This window comes from Streptomyces sp. NPDC004629 (assembly GCF_042873595.1).
GTDB lineage: Bacteria > Actinomycetota > Actinomycetes > Streptomycetales > Streptomycetaceae > Streptomyces.
Genome location: NZ_JBIALO010000017.1, coordinates 1 through 16,431, shown reverse-complemented (window position 1 = coordinate 16,431; position 16,431 = coordinate 1). Strand labels below are relative to the sequence as shown.

Sequence of the window (16,431 nt, the reverse complement as noted above, 5' to 3'; positions counted from 1 at the left end):
GTCGGGTACCGGCGGGGCCCTCGAAGAACGAGGAAGGGCCGGGAAGGGCGTGGGAGTGATGACAGGTCAGGAGCGGCCGGACACGGCCGAAGGCACGTCCTTCGTGACGTCCTGCGGCCGGCGGATCGCGGTGAAGTGCCTGCGGCTGGCCTCACCTGAGAAGCCGATCAGCCGGGTCACGCTGGACGTGGGGCAGGACCGGGACGGCGAGCCGGGCACCTGGGCGGCGCTGACCGCGGACGAGGCCCGCGACCTGGCCCGCCATCTGCTCGCCCAGGCATCCCTCGCGGAGCGCCCCGGCCGCTGAGGCACCCCGGCGGCCCGTCGCGCCGCCCGCGTCAACGGGCGCGCAGCGCCGCACGTGCCGTGTCGAGGTCGGCCGCGCGGGGCCGGTTGTGCGGCAGCCGGCCGAGCACGGCCGCCATCCCGCATGTGTCGGTGACGGCGGAGAAGACCAGGCCGCCCGCGACGCCGGCGGACAGGATCAGGAACGCGGGATGCACAAGCAGGCCGAGGGCCAGGCCGAGCAGGACGAGGGCGCCCGCGGTGAGCCGGACCTGCCGCTCCATGCTCCAGGCGGCCCGGGTCGCGCAGGCCGCGGGCCGCTCCAGTGCGTGGCCCGCGGCGGCCCAGCCGCCGGTGCCGCCCACCAGGGTGGCGGCCGGCACACCGTGTTCCGCGAGCAGCCGGCAGGCGTTGGCGGAGCGGTTCCCGGACGCGCACACCATCAGCAGCGTGCCGCGCTCGGCGGCGTGCCGTATCTCCGGCAGGGCGCGCCGCACCTGGTCGAGGGGAATGTTGAGGGCCCCGGGCAGATGACCGGAGGCGTACTCGCCGGGGGTACGGACATCGACAACGGTCAGTTCGGGCAGCCGGGCACGGGTCTGCTCGACATCGAGCGTGACGATCGCGGGGGACGCGGGGGAACCGGTCATGACAAGTAATCCTTTGCTGTGGTGACGACAGGGCCAGAATACCCCCGGGGGTACCTAAGAAGGAGCGGCTGTTCCCGCCCCCGAAGGGCCGCGAGGAACCGCGCAACCAACCACAACACCCCCGCCCGCAAACAACACCGCACCACATCACCCCACCAAACCCGCGGAGCGCACCGCACCGAGCACCATCACCCCCGCCACCCCCACCAACACCACCCCGAAGACCCGCTGAAGCGTGCGCCCCGGCACCCGCGCGGCCAGCCGCCGGCCGTCCCACGCGCCGAGGACCGCGGCCCCCGCGAACGGCCCGATCACCGTCCAGTCGAGACCGTCGACCGTGCCCGCCCGCAGCGCGAGGGCGGCGAGCGAGTTGACGGTGATGACCAGCAGGCTGGTGCCGACCGCGGGACGCATCCGCAGGCCGAGCACGCCCACCAGCGCCGGTACGGCGAGGAAGCCGCCGCCCACGCCGAGGACGCCGGTGACCGCACCGAGCCCGGCGCCCGCCGCGACGGCGCGCCCGGTCCGGACCGGCCGGGCGGCGTCCGCGGTGGCGGGGCGCGGGCGCAGCATATGGGCGCCGGCCACCGTGGCGACCAGGGCGAACGCCATGGTGAGCACGGCGGCCGGCAGCCGGGCCGCCAGCAGCCCGCCGAGCATCGCGGGACCGATGCCCGCCGCCGCGAACAGCAGCCCGGTACGCCAGCGGACGTGGCCGTTCCGAGCGTGCGCGGGTACCGCGGCGGCGGTGGTGAGCGACACGATGACGAGGCTCGCGGTGGTGGCCGCGACCGGGGTGAAGCCGAGCAGGTAGATCAGCGCGGGTACGGCGAGCACGCTGCCGCCGCCTCCGAGCGAGCCGAGTGCCAGACCGATGGCGCCACCGGCCACCACGGCGAGGACGAGCGCGCTCACCCGGCCCGACCGCCTTCACCCACGCCGCCGGCGACCGCGGGTTCCCGGCCGCGCCGCGGGTGTGCGAGCCCGGATGCGTGCGGGCCGGCCGCCGCTCTTCGCCGCATCACGCGGTCCGGACGGGCAGGCCCGCCGGTGCGGCGTGGGCGAAGGCGTCGTCGATCGCGACGACGTCCCGGCCCGCCGCGTCCAGCAGGGAGGCGGCGATGGCGGCGCGCATCCCGCCGGCGCAGTGCACCCACACCTGTCCGTCCGGCACCTCATCGAGCCTCCGGTGCAGGGTGTGCACGGGGATGTGCACCGAGCCGTCGACAAAGCCGTCCGCGCGCTCCGTGACCCGCCGTACGTCGAGGACCACGACGTCCCCGTCCGCCCGGCGCGCGGCGAGGTCCGTGAAGGCGGCCCGCGGGAAGGAAGCCGGCGCCTGCCCGGCCCGCACCCAGGCCGAGGGGTCGCCGGTGGCCGCGGCGGCCGGGCGGTCGATGCCCACCCGGACCAGTTCGCGCTGGGCGGCGGCGAGCTGTTCCGGGTCTTCGGCGAGCAGCGTCACCGGTTTGCCCCACGGGATCAGCCAGGCCAGATAGGTGGCGAGTTGCCCTTCGGCCTCGAAGTTGAACGAGCCCGCGACATGCCCGGCCGCGAACGCGACCCGGTTGCGCAGGTCCACGACCCACTCACCGGCCGCGAGCCGGGCGGCTATCTCGTCGGCGTCGGCCGGCGCGGGCGGGGTGAGGTCGACGGGTGCGGGTCCGGCGGTGTTCGCCGGCCCCATGTGCGCGTAGTACGCGGGGATGTCGTCCAGTCCGGCCAGCAGATCGGCGACGAACGCGTCGACGTCCCGGGTGAGCGCCTTGTTGCCGGCCTTCTCCTCGCCGATGGTGGTGGCGCCGCCCGTCGCCGCGGACGAGGCGCAGAAGCTACCGAAGCCGTGCGTGGGCAGCACGGCCGTGTGGTCGGGCAGTTCGGCCGCGAGCCGGTGGGCGGAGGCGTGCTGGGCGCGGGCCAGCCGCTCGGTCAGCCGCGGTTCGACCAGGTCGGGCCGGCCGACCGTGCCGACGAGCAGCGAGCCGCCGGTGAACACCGCGACGGCGGCTCCGGCGTCCTCCAGGACGTACGCGGTGTGGTGCGGGGTGTGGCCGGGGGTGGCGAGCGCCCGCAGGGTCAGGCCGGCGTCGGCGTCGACGACGGTGCGCTCCCCGTCGTGCACGGGTATGTGGCGGACGGCGACGCGGGCCGCGGCCGGGACCAGATAGGCGGCGCCGGTGACGCGGGCCAGTTCCGGTCCGCCGGTGACGTAGTCGTTGTGCACATGTGTCTCGACCACATGTGAGATCCGCACACCGCGCCCGGCGGCCACCGCGATCACCCGGTCGATGTCCCGGGGCGGGTCGACCGCCACCGCCGTCCGCCCGCCGCCGGCCAGATAGCCGCGGTTGCCCAGTCCCGTCAGTTCGATGGTGTCCACGAAGTACACGCCCGTCCGCTCCTCTCCTCGTCGACGTACCCCCGGGGGTATATTTCGAGGCTAGCACAGGTACCCCGGGGGGTATTATTGGCGGCCTGGGATCCCAGTCGCAGACGGCCGCGGGCCCCCCCCCCCCCCCCCGGGGGGGCGGGGGGGGGGCCCGCGGCCGTGGACGATGCGGAGCGGGCCGGCGGTCAGCCGGGGGGCGTCATACGGGAGCGCCGGCCACCAGCCACTGGGACGGCAACTCGATGCGGGTGCCGTCCGAAGCGGACTCGGTCGTGACGAGCGGCAGTTCGCCGCTCGCCAGGACGGTGAGCCCGGCCGTGCGCAGATACTCGGACACCGCGTCGTCGGCCACCGCGCCGGGCGCTATGCCGTGACGGAAGACCGGGGCGAGCTTCGGGGGCGGGCCCGCCGGAGCCTGCGCCAGGCCTTGGAGGACCGGGCGGGCGGCCTCGGACGGCTCGACCAGGAACACCCGGCCGCGCTCCCCCACGAGGGTCGCGAGTCCGTCGGCCAGCGGCCGGCGGTCGTCCGGTTCTGCCTGGTGCAGCACGCCCCGCATATAGACGTTCGCGTCGCCGAGTTCCGCGTGCAGCGCCTCGGCGTCGCTCGTGTCGACGGCGTCCAGCAGCCGGTATTCCGCCCGGCCCGTGGGGTCGGCGTGCCGGGCGTGCTCCAGGGCCGCCTCGGCGACGTCCACGCCCAGCACGCGCGGGAAGCGGTCGGCGAGGAACCGGGACTGGGTGCCGTTGCCGCAGCCCAGGTCTATCAGCGGCAGGGCGGGGTCCGTCAGATGCGGTTCCCACAGGGCCAGGTGGACCTTCGCCGTCAGCTCGGGGTCGGCGTCCCAGAACACCGCCCCCGGCTCGTCGGGCGCCTCGCGCCAGAAACCCTCCCAGGCCGCCCGGTACCGACTCGTCACGCTCATGCCCAACTCCCCAGGGTGCGACGCTCGTCCGCCATGTGTGACGGGCCCGTACGGTCTATCGCGTGCGGGTCGCGGCGACAAGCGCGCCGCGTGCGCCTTCACCACGCCCAACCGTTCCCGTACGCCGTCGCGCGCCCCCCAAAAAGCGGGCGGTCAGCCGCGCCGTGAGGTCAGTTCGAACCAGACCGTCTTCCCGGCGGTCGTACGGCTCGTGCCCCACTCCCGGGCCAGCGTGCTCACCACGCGCAGCCCGCGCCCCGCCTCGTCGTCGGGTCCGGCGCTCAGCAGCGTCGGCAGGGTGTGATCGTCGTCGTCCACCTCGCACAGCAGTGTGGCGCCGCGCACCAGTCGCAGCTGGACCGGGCGGCCGTGCGAGTGCCGTAGGGCGTTGGTGACCAGTTCGCTGACCATCAGCTCCGCGCTGTCGGCGAGCCGGGCGAGGCCCCATGCGTGCAGTTGCTCGCGGACCGCGGCGCGGGCCCGGCCGACCTCGGCGGGAGCCAGGCCGAGCCGCCACTCGGCGACGTCCTCGGGCGCGATGCCGTTGAGCCGCGCCATCAGCAGGGCCACGTCGTCCTTGCGTCCGCCGCGCGTGTTGAGGGCGCGGATGATCGTGTCGCAGGCGTCGTCCATGGACGCCGCCGGATGGGCCGCGGACTCGCAGAGCGTCGCGAGGCCCACGCCTATGTCCTCGCCGCGCACCTCCACGAGGCCGTCGGTGCACATCACCAGCCGGTCCCCGGACTCCACCCGCACCCGCACCGCCTCGAAGGGCACACCGCCGACGCCTATGGGGGCGCCGGTCGGCAGGTCGAGCAGTTCGCTGCGGCCGTCCGCGTGCACCAGGACCGGCGGGATATGGCCCGCGTTGGCGATCAGCAGCTCGCTCTCGATCGGGTCGTAGACGGCGTACAGACAGGTGGCGAGGTAGCCGTCACCGAGCCGTTGGGCGAGGTCGTCGAGGTTGCGCAGCAGCTGGGCGGGCGGCAGGTCGAGGGCGGCCATGGTCTGCACGGCGGTGCGCAACTGCCCCATCATCGCTGCCGAGTTGAGGCCGTGCCCCATGACGTCGCCGACGACGAGCGCGGTGCGGGCGCCGGGCAGCTTGACGCAGTCGAACCAGTCGCCGCCGACCCGGCCCAGCATGGTGCCGGGCAGATACCGGGTGGCGATGTCGCAGCCCGCCATGTGCGGCGGGATGTGCGGCAGCATGCTGTCCTGGAGTGTCTCGGCGACGCTCTCCTGGTAGGTGTACATGCGCGCGTTGTCCAGCACGAGGCCCGCGCGGGCGGCGAGTTCGGCTCCGGTGACCCGGTCCATGTCGTTGAACTCGGTGCGCTCGGGGTGGCGCAGCAGGATCATGAAGCCGAGGACGACGTTGCGTGCCTTCAGCGGCACCACCAGCATGGAGCGGTTGTTGATGAGGGGCCGGATGTCGCGCTTCTCGAACTGCGAGGCGATGGCGTGCCCCATCTCCTCGCTGATGCGCGGCACGAGGACGGGTTCGCCGGTGGTCATGCACTGGAAGAACGGGGTGTGCGCCGGAAACGGCATGGCCTCGCCGACCGGTACGACATCGTCCCAGCGGCCGGGTTCGTCGGTGTGCTCGACGGCCACCCGGTGCCACATGGTGGTGGTGTCGGGCACCCCCTCGGGGAAGCCCTCACCGGCGACGACCTGTTCGCGCAGATAGGTGCCGGCGATGTCGGTGAAGCGGGGCACGACGGCCCGGCTGACCTCCATGATGGTCCGGGACAGGTCGAGGGAGGTGCCGATGCGCCCGCTGACCTCGTTGAGGAATTCGAGGCGTTCGCGGACCGCGGCGTACTCCAGGTCCTCGCCGTCCTCGCCGTCCTCGCCGTCCTCGCCGTCCTCGTCGGCGAGTTCCGCCGGTACGGGCAGGCCCTGCGCGGCGACCCGGTCAGCCCGGGCCCGCCGCGCCAGGCGCTCGGTGCGCCGGGCCACGCCCCAGTCGGGGGTCACCGGCACCCGGTTGTTCTGGCTGAACTCCAGGATGGGGTAGCCCAGTTCGAGGACCTGCGCGACGATGCGGGCGCTCTCCCCGACGCTCATGCTGGGCAGGATCTCGGGCAGCCGGCGGGCCAGTTCGTCGGCGCCGGGGAAGTCGGTGTGCAGGGCGAAGCCGGGGGCTATCCGCTCGAACGCCGCGGCTCCGGGCCCGCCGTCCGGACCCAGCCGGTCCGCGTCGGCGGCGAGCACCAGCAGCCGCTCGCTGCCCGGCCCGACCAGCGGGTACGCCCACCACAGCACGTCGACGCGGTCGCGGTCGCGGTCGTGCTCCGGCGCACTGAGGCGGGCGCGGCCCGCTGCGGCGTAGTTCAGCCGCCCGTCGAGCGAGGACTCAAGGCCGGGGCCGATGTCGTCGTAGCCGGCGTACGCCCCGTACGGGGTGATCTCGTCGTCGGGGAGCGCTCCCGTGACGGGCAGCAGGTCGAGCACGGAGCGGCCGATGGCCTCCTCCTTGGCGGCGCCGAACAGCCGCCGTGCGCCCGTGCTCCAGTGGGACACGAGGCCGTCGAGGTCGACGACGACCACGGCCAGCGGGATACGGCCCACCGCGCCGTCACCAGCCCCGCGGCTGGGAGGTAAGTCCCGCTCGGTGCCACCGTCCATGGCCCAGGCCCCCTCTCCCCACGGCTCCGCAAAGATCTGTGCCGCCCGTCCCCACCGTACGGCGCCGCCCCGGCGCGATGTGTGCCAACGCCGTAATTGGCGCCGGTTGATCGCTCCGGCGCACGGGACGCGCGCCCCGGGGGCGCACGAGTGGGTTCGCGCCCCCCGGGCGCCCGGGTCAGTCCTCGTGGCCGAGTTGGAGGTCACGCTCGGTGCGTCCGCCGCCGGCGACCTGAAGGACGGTGGCCACCGGCGGATAGCCGGCCGCGATGACGGTGTACTCGCCGGAGGAGAGGTCGACGAACCGGAACGTTCCGTCGGGGCCTGTGGTGAGCGTGTCCACGACGTTGCCGGCCGCGTCGAGGAGGGTCACGCGGGCATCCTCGACGGGCCGTCCGCCGCCGGCCCGCACGGTGCCGCGCAGCACGGCGCCGCCCGCCAGTTCGACGTCCTGCCGGGTCTCCCGGGCCGCCTGCACGCTCACCGGGAGCGCGGCGGGCCGGAAGGCGGGCGCGCTGGCGGCGAGGGTGTACTCGCCGGCGACCAGTTCGGTGATGACGTAGCCGCCCTCGCGCCCGCTGCGGGTGGTGGCGACGACCTCGCCGTGCGCGTTGGTCAGCGTGACGGTGGCGTCCCGCACCGGGGCGCCGTCCGCGGTGAGCACGGAGCCGGCCAGGCGGCCCGCGCCGCCGAGGACGACGTCCAGTTCGACCGGCCGCTCGCCGACGCTCACGGAGACGGCCTGCGGCTGGTGGCCGCCCGCTGCGGCGATCAGGACGTACGCGCCGGCGCCCGGCGTGGACAGCGCGTACCGCCCGTCGTTGCCGCTCGCGCCCCGCCCGATCTGCTGTCCGGCCACGTCGATGAGGGTGAGGGCCGCGCGCGGCACCACGGTGCCGTCGGGGTGCTGCACCGTGCCGCAGACGGGGATGCCCGCGGCGTGGGACGAACGGGCCTGCGGGATGGCGGCGTGCACCTGTGCGGTCTCCTGGTCGGTGGCGGGGGCGTTGTGGGACACCAGCGGTTTCTCCTTGAGGAAGAAGGCGATGAGCAGGCCGAGCACGAGCACCGGGACGAGATAGAGGAAGATCCGGGGCATCGCGTCGGCATAGGCGCGGATGTAGGCGTCGCGCAGCGCCGGGGGCAGGGCGTGGACCACCTGCGGGGTGATCGACTCGGCGTCCGGCAGCCGGGCGCCGGCCTGCGCGGGAAGGCGTTCGCTGAGGGCGTCGGTGAGCCGGCCGGCGAAGAGGGTGCCGAAGACGGCGGCGCCGACGCTGCCGCCGATCTGCCGGAAGTAGTTGTTGGCGCTGGTCGCGGTGCCGAGGTCGGCGGGGCGCACGGAGTTCTGCACGGCCAGGATGAGGACGGGCATCACCATGCCGATGCCGGCGCCGAGGACGGCCATCCAGATGCTGTAGTGCAGCCGGGGCGTGTCGATCTCCAGCCGGGACAGCAGCCACATCCCGGCCGCCGAGAGGACGCCGCCGAGGACGGGGTAGACCCTGTAGCGGCCGGTGCGGCTGATGAGCTGTCCTGAGACGATGGAGGCGACGACGATGCCGCCCATCATGGGCAGCATCAACAGGCCCGATTCGGTCGCCGTGGCCCCGTCGACCATCTGCAGGAAGGTCGGCAGATAGCTGGCGGCGCCGAACAGGGCGATGCCGATGACGAGGCCGACGAGCCCGGTGATGTTGAACACCGAGTCCCGGAACAGCCTGAGCGGGATGAGGGGTTCGGCGGCGTAGTGCTCGGCGACCAGGAACAGGACGGTGGCCACCGCGGCGCCCGCGCCGAGGCCGAGGATCTGGCGCGAGCCCCAGTCGTACTCGGTGCCGCCCCAACTGGTCAGCAGCACCAGGCAGGTGGAGGCGGCGGCCAGCAGCAGCGCGCCGAGCACGTCGAGCCGGGCGCGCACGCGCTGCTTGGGGAGTTTCAGCACGACGCTGATGACGGCCAGGGTGACCAGGCCGAAGGGCACGTTGATGTAGAAGCACCAGCGCCAGGACAGGTGGTCGGTGAAGTAGCCGCCGAGCAGCGGTCCGGCGACGGAGGCGAGGCCGAAGGCGGCGCCGATCAGGCCCATGAACCGGCCGCGCTCCCGGGGCGGCACGATGTCCGCGATGATCGCCTGCACGCCGATCATCAGCCCGCCGGCGCCGATGCCCTGGACGGCCCGGTAGGCGATCAGCTGGTCCATGCTCTGCGCCCGTCCGGCCAGCGCGGAGCCGATGACGAAGACGAGGATGGCGAACTGGAAGACGGCCTTGCGGCCGAAGAGGTCGCCGAGCTTGCCGTAGATCGGCAGTCCCACGGTGGACGTGAGCAGATACGCGGTGATCGCCCAGGACATCTTGTCCAGGCCGTGCAGCTCGCCGACGATCTTGGGCAGCGCGGTGGCGACGATCATCTGCTCCAGCGCGGCGAGGAGCAGGGCGAGCATCAGCCCCAAGAAGACCAGCCGGACGCCGCTCCGGCTCAGTTCGGGGGCGGGGGCGGGCGGCGGTGGCGGCACCTCGGAAGGTGCCACCACCGGCTCGTGCTCCACCAGAGTCGTCCCGCCCACGTATCGCTCCCCTCGTCGCGCTGCCGCACATTTCCCGCGCAAGGGCGACAACTACGAGCAAGCGCGACGAGTTACGGATTCATGCCGGGCGACCCGGAGATCCACTCGAACCGGTGAGGGGGCCAACGTCCCTTAGCCACCGGTGTCTTGGGCTACTTCTCGACTTCGGCGGCGAACTTGGCGAGCAGCGCGTCGTAGATCCGGCCGAGCCCCTTGGGCGCGAAGGTCCGCTCGAAGAAGCCGCCGATGCCGCCGGCCCCGGTCCAGGTGCTGGTGACGACGACACGGGACCTGCCCTCGCCCGCCGGGGTGACCCGCCAGACGGTGACCATGGAGGAGTTGCGGTCCTTCTCGACCAGTTCGCCGTCGGTGGGTTCGGTGACCTCCAGGAGGCAGTCGCGGACGCGCTTGCTGGTGGCCTGGAGCTTCCAGTGGACGACGGTGCCCTGTCCGTCGCCGCCCTCGCGCACCTCGTACTCGCTGAACTGCTCGGGCAGCACCCTCGCGCGCGTGCCGCTGTAGTCGGCGAGGGCGTCGAACACCTTCTCCGCGTCCGCCGCGACGACCCGCTCCGTAGTGGCCTCGACCTGCGCCATTGACTTCCTCCAGGACCTCGGTTCTCGGGGTTGGGGCAAGCCAACCACCCCCGTTCCCGGCCGCCAAATCGGGATGCCGGAAGCGGTCGGAAACCGCCCTTGCACGATCATGCGAACGGGTGTTCTATTCTGTGGACAGCGCTACCGAGGAGGCGTCATGCGCTGGGAGAACCTCACAGTGGAGCCGGGCCCACCGACGCACGGCCGGGCCGACGCGGCCCTGTTCGGCGCGGACGCGGTGACCACCCGTACCTTCGACACGCCCGAGTTCCGCGGGATCACCTTCCACGAGATCCGGGCCCGCTCGATCATCAACCGGGTGCCCGGCGCCTCGCGCATGCCCTTCGAATGGACCGTGAACCCCTACCGCGGCTGCTCGCACGCGTGCGTGTACTGCTTCGCCCGCAAGACCCACAGCTATCTGGACCTCGACACGGGGATCGGCTTCGACACCCAGATCGTGGTCAAGGTGAACGCGCCCGACCTGCTGCGCCGCCAGCTCGGCTCCGCGCGCTGGCGGGGCGAGCACATCGCGATGGGCACGAACGTCGACTGCTACCAGCGCGCCGAGGGCCGCTACCGCCTGATGCCGGGCGTCATCGCCGCGCTGCGCGACCATGCGAACCCCTTCTCGATCCTCACCAAGGGCACGCTGATCCTGCGCGACCTGGATCTGCTCAAGCAGGCGTCGGAGGTGACGGACGTCGGCATCTCCGTCTCCGTCGGCTTCACCGACCCCGGCCTGTGGCGCACCGTGGAGCCGGGCACGCCTGCGCCCGAACGCCGTCTGGACGTGGTGCGGACCCTCGGCGAGCACGGCATCGGCTGCGGTGTGCTGATGGCGCCGGTGATCCCGTTCCTGAGCGACCACCCGGCCCAGCTGAGGGACACCGTGCGGGCGATCGCGGCCGCCGGTGCGACCTCCGTCACCCCGCTGGTGCTGCACCTGCGGCCCGGGGCCCGCGAGTGGTTCATGGCCTGGCTCGGCCGGCACCACCCGCACCTGGTGCGCCGCTACGAGCGGCTGTACGCGGAGGGCGCCTACGCGCCGAAGTGGTACCAGCGCCGGATCACCCGTCAGGTGCACGAGCTGGCCCGGGAGTACGGCATCGGCCCCACGCGCGCGGGGATGCCGCGCCGCATCCGGCTGCCGGAGCCGGAGCTGCCGCCGGCCCACGGCGCGGAGCCGGCCGAGCCGGTGCAACTCACGCTGATCTGAGAGCGTTCGAGCGCATCCAGCGGCCCAATCGGGTCAAGTATCACCAGAACGGGTTCTTCCGGGCGCCCCTTCCGGGACGATGCGGCGAGGACCGCGACCCTCGCGGCTCCGACCTCTCCGTCCCGGGAGGACGCAATGAGAACACGCGCTGCCGTGCTGTGCGCTGCCGCCGCCGTCGTGGCCGGATCGCTCACGGCCGTCCCCGCCGGCGCGAGCCCGCGGCACACCGTCACGGGCGCCCAGGCCGCCCCCGCCGGCGCTGCCGCTGCCGCTGCCGCTGCCGCTGCCACCGCATCTGCCGCTTCGGTCGGGAAGCTCACCTGGAAGAAGTGCGGCACCACCGACTACCCGGCGCTCCAGTGCGCGTCCCTCAAGGTGCCGCTCGACCACGCGCACCCACACGGGAAGCAGATCACGCTCGCGCTCTCCCGGATCCCGCACACCGCACAGACCTCCCAGGGCCCGCTGCTGGTCAACCCGGGCGGCCCCGGCGGCAGCGGTCTGACGCTCGCCGGTTTCGTCGCGTCCGCGCTGCCCAAGAAGGTGGCGGCCCAGTACGACGTCATCGGGTTCGACCCGCGCGGCGTCGGCAGGAGCAGCCCCGCCCTCAACTGCCGGCCGGGCCACTTCGACGCGGTGCGGCCCGACTCGGTGCCGAGCACGTCCGCGATCGAGCAGGCCAACCTGGCTCGCGCGCGGGCCTTCGCCGCGGACTGCGGCAAGAAGTACGCGGACGTGCTGCCGCACATCGACACCGTGAGCGCCGCGCGGGACCTGGACGTGATCCGGCAGGCCCTCGGCGCGCAGCGCGTCAACTACCTCGGCTACTCGTACGGCACCTACCTGGGCGCGGTCTACGCGAAGCTGTATCCGCAGCGGGTGCGCCGTCTGGTGCTGGACTCGATCGTCGACCCGACCGGCGTCTGGTACGAGAACAACCTCAACCAGGACCACGCCTTCGACGACCGCCACCGCGCCCTGATGGCCTGGATCGCCCGGCACGACTCCGCGTACCGGCTCGGCACGGACCCGGAGGCGGTCGAGGCCAAGTGGTACGCGATGCGGGCGGCGCTGGCCGCGCGGCCGGCGGGCGGCAGGGTCGGCGCCGCCGAGCTGGAGGACACCTTTATGCCGGGCGGCTACTTCGACGGCTACTGGCCCCATCTCGCCGAGGCGTTCGCGGCGTACGTGAACGACAAGAAGACCGGCCCGCTGGTCGAGGCGTACGACGACTTCGGTGCCGTCGACGGGTCCGGCGACAACGGCTTCAGCGTCTACTCGGCGGTGCAGTGCCGTGACGCCTCCTGGCCGCGCGACTGGAACCGCTGGCACCGGGACACCTGGGCGGTCTACGAGAAGTCGCCGTTCATGGCCTGGAACAACGCCTGGTACAACGCGTCGTGCGCCTTCTGGCCCACCGGCACCCTGCGGCCGGTGAACATCGCCAACGGCGAGCTGCCGTCGGCCCTGCTGTTCCAGGCGACCGACGACGCGGCCACCCCCTACGCGGGCGGTGTCACCGTCCACCGTCTGCTGGCCGGCTCCAGCCTGGTGGTCGAGCAGGGCGGCGGAAACCACGGCATCACGCTGAGCGGGAACGCCTGCCTCGACGAGCACCTGGCCCGCTATCTGACCGACGGCACGGTCCCGCGCGGCGACGGCGCCGCCGACGCGGTGTGCGAGCGGACGCCCGACCCCAAGCCGCTGCGCACCAAGGAGGCGTCCGCCGCGTCCCGCGGCTCGACCCTGCACGGTCTGCTCGGCTTCCGCGGCTGAGCACCGCGCGATCCCCGCGGCCCGCGGGGCGTTGTCACACCCGTGGTCCACCATGGACGCATGAGTGAGCCGATCAGGATTCCCGCCCCCGACGGGGTCGCGCCCGCCGCCCAGTACACCCATGTCGTGGCCGCCACCGGCCGTTTCGTCGCCGTCTCCGGCCAGCTCCCGCTGGACGGGGACGGCGAACTCGTCGGCGCGGGCGACCCGGTGGCCCAGGCCCGCCAGGTCTTCGAGAACCTGCGGCGCTGCCTGGCCGCCGCCGGGGCGGACTTCGGGGACGTCGTCAAACTCACCTACTTCGTCACGGACATGGCCCACATGCCCGCGATCCGCACGGCCCGCGCGGCCCACATACCCGACGACCGCCTCCCGGCCGCCTCCGCCGTCCAGGTGTCCGCGCTGGTGCGCCCGGAGTTCCTGATGGAGATAGAGGCGTTCGCGGTGGTGACCGAGTGACCGCACCACTGCTGCGGCCCATGACGCCGGCCGACTGCGACCGCGTCTCAGAGATCCGCGTCCACGGCTGGCAGAACGCCTATCGCGGCCTCCTGCCCCAGGCACACCTCGACGCGCTCAGCGTGCCGGCGGACGCCGAGCGGCGGCGCGCGCTTTGGTGACAGGACGGGCCCGGTGGTCAACCTGGTCGCCGAGCTGGACGGCGAGATCGTCGGCTGGGCGGCGCACGGGCCCTACCGGGACGGCGACGCGCGCACCGCCGACGCCGAGTTGTACGCGCTGTACGTCGATCCCGGGCGTCTGGGGGTCGGCGTCGGGTGGGCGCTGCTCGCGGAGTCGGTACGGCAGCGCGCGGTCGCCGGCCACCCGCGGATGGCGCTGTGGGTGCTGAAGGAGAACGTGCGCGCCCGGCGCTTCTACGAGCGGGCGGGGTTCCGGGCCGATGGCGCCGAGGAACCCTTCGACGTGGACGGCGTGCCGGTGCCCGAGGTGCGGTACACGCGGGCACTGGCGGGCTGACCCGGTGTCATCTCCGCAGGGGGATCCGGGCCAGGGCGTGTGCCGCGGGCTCGGCGAGCGCCGGGTGGGCCAGGGCCTCGTTGAGGACGGTCCTGGCCCGGGGGTCGCCCAGCTCGCCCAGGCCCTCCACACAGGCGAGGGCCACCCGGCGGTAGGGGTCGTGCGGGCGCAGCCGCCGCTCCAGGGTGGTGATCAGCGCGGGCACGGACTCGGGGGCGCGCAGCTCCACCAGGAGCCGGACCGGGTGCAGGGCGTAGGCGACGCGCAGTTCGTTGGTGGCGAGGGCGGCGGCGGCGCGGGCCGTGCGCGGGTCGCCGAGCCGGGCGAGGGCGTGGGCGGCGGAGGCACAGCGCGGCGGGTCGCGGTGGTTGAGCAGCAGCACGAGGGCTTCGAATGCCCGCCGGTCGCCCGCCACGCCCAGCCGGAACGCGGCCAGTTCCCTGGCCCACAGCGGCTGTCCGGCCGCGACCAGCACCTCCGCCAGTTCGTCGGGGTCGTCCGTCGCGACCAGCCGCTGGTACCCGGCCGCTCCGCGTGACTCCTGCCGTAAGCGTTCCGTGAGTGATCGCAACTCTTCGTCCACGCGCCCCAGACTAGGGGCGCCGCACGGCGCCGGAAGCCCACATGGCGAACCAGGCGTTCCGCTGTGAGCGGGCATGACGTCTCCTCGTCCGGCTGCGGCAGCGTCGTGATGGGACGCAGTTCCCCGCGCCCCTTGCGGTGCAGGTGACGTTGGCGCCCTGCTCGCGCAGGTGGGCGGTCAGCACATGGACGTACGTCGTCTTGCCAGTGGCCTGGGTGCCTTCGACGGCGATAACGCGGCAGTCGCAGATGGACAAGGTTCCTCCAGGAGGGCGGTGAAGGTGGGTGTTTCGAGCCAGTCCCACGCGCCCTTGGCGCCCTCGGCGATGGCTCGGTTGACGTTCAGGCCGGTGTCCGGCCGCTGGGCTAGGCCAGCGGTCAGCGCGGCAACGTAGGCCGTGGAGACGGAGTGCCGCAGGTTCAGGACGCTGACGCGCTCCCGGCCCTCAGCGTCGCCGTCCTCGACCCACAGACGGTGCCAGGCCGGCATGGACTTGTTGAGCAATTCGGGCTGGGTGACGTCGAGCCCGAGTTCGGTGCACACGTCGACCAGGCGGCGGGACACGCCGGCGAGTAGGTGCCCGGCGTCGTACCGGGTGTCCACGTAGTGGCTGGTGTCCGGGTCGGCGTCTCGACGCTGCCGCCACTGCTCCCGGGCAGCTTCCAGGGCCGGAACCGCGTCCGCGGGGGCATTGGCCTGCAGGAGGGACAGGTCGGCGCAGAACTGGTGACCGGTGATGATGGTGGCCGTCTCAGCGGCCGAGGTGACGCATACCGCGGCGTGCCGGATCAGGGTGTCCATCTCGCCTGGCTCGTCCACGTACACGCTGGACCACTCGAAGGGCGCTCCGTCCAGGTCCGGAGTCCGGCCGACGGGCAGGTCGAGCCATGCCACGCTGTAGCAGAAGGGCCGTTGCCCGTTCTTGATGCGGTAGTTCTTCGTCCACTCCACATCGATGGAGGCGATGCGGACGGTCCCGGAGCGCAGCGGCGGGGGCGCCAGCGCTCGGGCGGTGGGCATGCTGCTCTTGATGATCATGCGGTGTCTTCCTGGTGTCCGGTCGGGCCCCACCGACGGGGTCCGACCGGACCGTGCTGGGCGGCTGCCGTTCCCCGAGGCCGCGTTCGGTCAGGCCACTGGTGCGAGGACCGCCTGGACCCGCGGGAGCGGTTCGTGCTCGCGGCGCAGCGCCGCGCCGAGGCCACGGCGGGAGTACACGACCTCTACGCCCCAGTGGTCGCTCGTCCCCTCCATCGTCAGGACGTTGACGGCCAGCACCGCCCGCGTGATCCGCCCGTCCGAGTAGACGCGATCGATGCGCCGGGGGCCGCCCTGGTCGGGCCGGGCATGCCCCGCCGTCGCCGCCAGAGCGCTGGTCTGCCCGCGTTCGTAGGCGGCGTAGCGGGCTGCGTCGTGCAGCCCGCGGGTCAGCAGGGCCCGGTCGAGATACGTGCAGCCGATCCGGGATCCGTCCGGGGCCAGGGTGGTGCGGTGGTGCGTGTGCGCGTGGTCGGTGACCGTCGACCAGTCGATGGGCGGAATGGTCTCACCGTGCGGGATCGGGTACTCGTTGCAGTCGCCGCCGCCGATGAAACCGCCGCGCTGCTTCATCCGGTCGACGAACGCCGTGATCTCGTCGGCCTCCCGTCCCCGGCCCTTGGGGCTGTTGAACGCTGCGTGCCACGACATGAGCAGCAGTTCAGCATCGGGGGCGTCGGCGAAGCGTGCGGATACGATGGTCGGCGGGATTCGCCAGAACATCGGGTCGTAGTGCACGCGCTCGCTGAAGGGGAAAGTCTCCTGCCGGACGAACAGAGCGGTCGGGTT

General features: G+C 73.2%; 14 protein-coding genes and 1 pseudogene. 5 read left to right on the top strand and 10 right to left on the bottom strand.

The features are described from left to right. Nucleotides 1-58 precede the first annotated feature (58 nt). Nucleotides 59-307: a hypothetical protein gene (locus ACFYTE_RS25135; RefSeq protein ID WP_388714495.1), complete on the top strand. Its 249-nt coding sequence runs from the start codon at nt 59-61 to the stop codon at nt 305-307. 31 nt (nt 308-338) lie between these two features. Here the strand turns inward: ACFYTE_RS25135 and ACFYTE_RS25130 are convergent, their stop codons facing one another. From ACFYTE_RS25130 to ACFYTE_RS25100, 7 genes are all read right to left on the bottom strand, one after another. Next, the gene (locus tag ACFYTE_RS25130; protein ID WP_388714492.1) at nt 339-935 is read right to left on the bottom strand and encodes a rhodanese-like domain-containing protein; all 597 of its coding nucleotides are present in this window, start codon (nt 933-935) and stop codon (nt 339-341) included. Between the two features lie 147 nt (nt 936-1,082). Next, on the bottom strand, nt 1,083-1,850 hold the full coding sequence (locus tag ACFYTE_RS25125) for a sulfite exporter TauE/SafE family protein (protein WP_388714490.1): 768 nt from the start codon (nt 1,848-1,850) through the stop codon (nt 1,083-1,085). Nucleotides 1,851-1,956: 106 nt separating this feature from the next. Then, nucleotides 1,957-3,324, bottom strand: a complete 1,368-nt coding sequence (locus tag ACFYTE_RS25120; RefSeq protein WP_388714487.1) for a rhodanese-like domain-containing protein — start codon at nt 3,322-3,324, stop codon at nt 1,957-1,959. Between the two features lie 199 nt (nt 3,325-3,523). Continuing rightward, a complete protein-coding gene (locus ACFYTE_RS25115; RefSeq protein ID WP_388714484.1) occupies nt 3,524-4,249 on the bottom strand; it encodes a class I SAM-dependent methyltransferase in 726 nt (241 codons plus the stop codon). Between the two features lie 153 nt (nt 4,250-4,402). Further along, nucleotides 4,403-6,883: a SpoIIE family protein phosphatase gene (locus ACFYTE_RS25110; protein WP_388714481.1), complete on the bottom strand. Its 2,481-nt coding sequence runs from the start codon at nt 6,881-6,883 to the stop codon at nt 4,403-4,405. Nucleotides 6,884-7,061: 178 nt separating this feature from the next. Next, complete coding sequence (locus tag ACFYTE_RS25105; protein WP_388714478.1) at nt 7,062-9,452, bottom strand: MFS transporter; 2,391 nt, start codon at nt 9,450-9,452, stop codon at nt 7,062-7,064. Nucleotides 9,453-9,604: 152 nt separating this feature from the next. Continuing rightward, nucleotides 9,605-10,048, bottom strand: coding sequence for an SRPBCC family protein (locus ACFYTE_RS25100; protein WP_388714475.1), 444 nt, complete (start codon nt 10,046-10,048; stop codon nt 9,605-9,607). 157 nt (nt 10,049-10,205) lie between these two features. On the opposite strand from ACFYTE_RS25100, the gene ACFYTE_RS25095 reads away from it, so the two are divergent. From ACFYTE_RS25095 to ACFYTE_RS25080, 4 genes and pseudogenes are all read left to right on the top strand, one after another. Then, nucleotides 10,206-11,267, top strand: coding sequence for an Rv2578c family radical SAM protein (locus ACFYTE_RS25095; protein ID WP_388714472.1), 1,062 nt, complete (start codon nt 10,206-10,208; stop codon nt 11,265-11,267). Nucleotides 11,268-11,402: 135 nt separating this feature from the next. Next, nucleotides 11,403-13,043 carry an alpha/beta hydrolase gene (locus ACFYTE_RS25090; protein WP_388714469.1) on the top strand — a complete coding sequence of 547 codons (1,641 nt, stop codon included), beginning with the start codon at nt 11,403-11,405 and terminating at the stop codon, nt 13,041-13,043. A 60-nt stretch (nt 13,044-13,103) separates the two neighbouring features. Next, nucleotides 13,104-13,502, top strand: a complete 399-nt coding sequence (locus tag ACFYTE_RS25085; RefSeq protein WP_388714466.1) for a RidA family protein — start codon at nt 13,104-13,106, stop codon at nt 13,500-13,502. 20 nt (nt 13,503-13,522) lie between these two features. Next, a pseudogene (locus ACFYTE_RS25080) lies at nt 13,523-14,021 on the top strand (GNAT family N-acetyltransferase). Between the two features lie 7 nt (nt 14,022-14,028). Here ACFYTE_RS25080 and ACFYTE_RS25075 read toward each other — a convergent pair. The 3 genes from ACFYTE_RS25075 to ACFYTE_RS25065 all read right to left on the bottom strand — a co-directional run. Further along, nucleotides 14,029-14,604, bottom strand: coding sequence for an adenylosuccinate lyase (locus ACFYTE_RS25075; protein WP_388714463.1), 576 nt, complete (start codon nt 14,602-14,604; stop codon nt 14,029-14,031). Between the two features lie 177 nt (nt 14,605-14,781). After that, on the bottom strand, nt 14,782-15,642 hold the full coding sequence (locus ACFYTE_RS25070) for a hypothetical protein (RefSeq protein ID WP_388714460.1): 861 nt from the start codon (nt 15,640-15,642) through the stop codon (nt 14,782-14,784). Between the two features lie 90 nt (nt 15,643-15,732). Further along, nucleotides 15,733-16,431 (bottom strand): endonuclease/exonuclease/phosphatase family protein (locus tag ACFYTE_RS25065; protein WP_388714457.1); only part of this gene is annotated, 699 nt, incomplete at its 5' end.

Bases quoted from the DNA above. Each gene is read 5' to 3' on its own strand.
- ACFYTE_RS25100 (WP_388714475.1), bottom strand. From the start codon at position 10,048: ATGGCGCAGGTCGAGGCCACTACGGAGCGGGTCGTCGCGGCGGACGCG.
- ACFYTE_RS25135 (WP_388714495.1), top strand. From the start codon at position 59: ATGACAGGTCAGGAGCGGCCGGACACGGCCGAAGGCACGTCCTTCGTG.
- ACFYTE_RS25110 (WP_388714481.1), bottom strand. From the start codon at position 6,883: ATGGACGGTGGCACCGAGCGGGACTTACCTCCCAGCCGCGGGGCTGGT.
- ACFYTE_RS25070 (WP_388714460.1), bottom strand. From the start codon at position 15,642: ATGATCATCAAGAGCAGCATGCCCACCGCCCGAGCGCTGGCGCCCCCG.
- ACFYTE_RS25115 (WP_388714484.1), bottom strand. From the start codon at position 4,249: ATGAGCGTGACGAGTCGGTACCGGGCGGCCTGGGAGGGTTTCTGGCGC.
- ACFYTE_RS25095 (WP_388714472.1), top strand. From the start codon at position 10,206: ATGCGCTGGGAGAACCTCACAGTGGAGCCGGGCCCACCGACGCACGGC.
- ACFYTE_RS25085 (WP_388714466.1), top strand. From the start codon at position 13,104: ATGAGTGAGCCGATCAGGATTCCCGCCCCCGACGGGGTCGCGCCCGCC.
- ACFYTE_RS25090 (WP_388714469.1), top strand. From the start codon at position 11,403: ATGAGAACACGCGCTGCCGTGCTGTGCGCTGCCGCCGCCGTCGTGGCC.
- ACFYTE_RS25130 (WP_388714492.1), bottom strand. From the start codon at position 935: ATGACCGGTTCCCCCGCGTCCCCCGCGATCGTCACGCTCGATGTCGAG.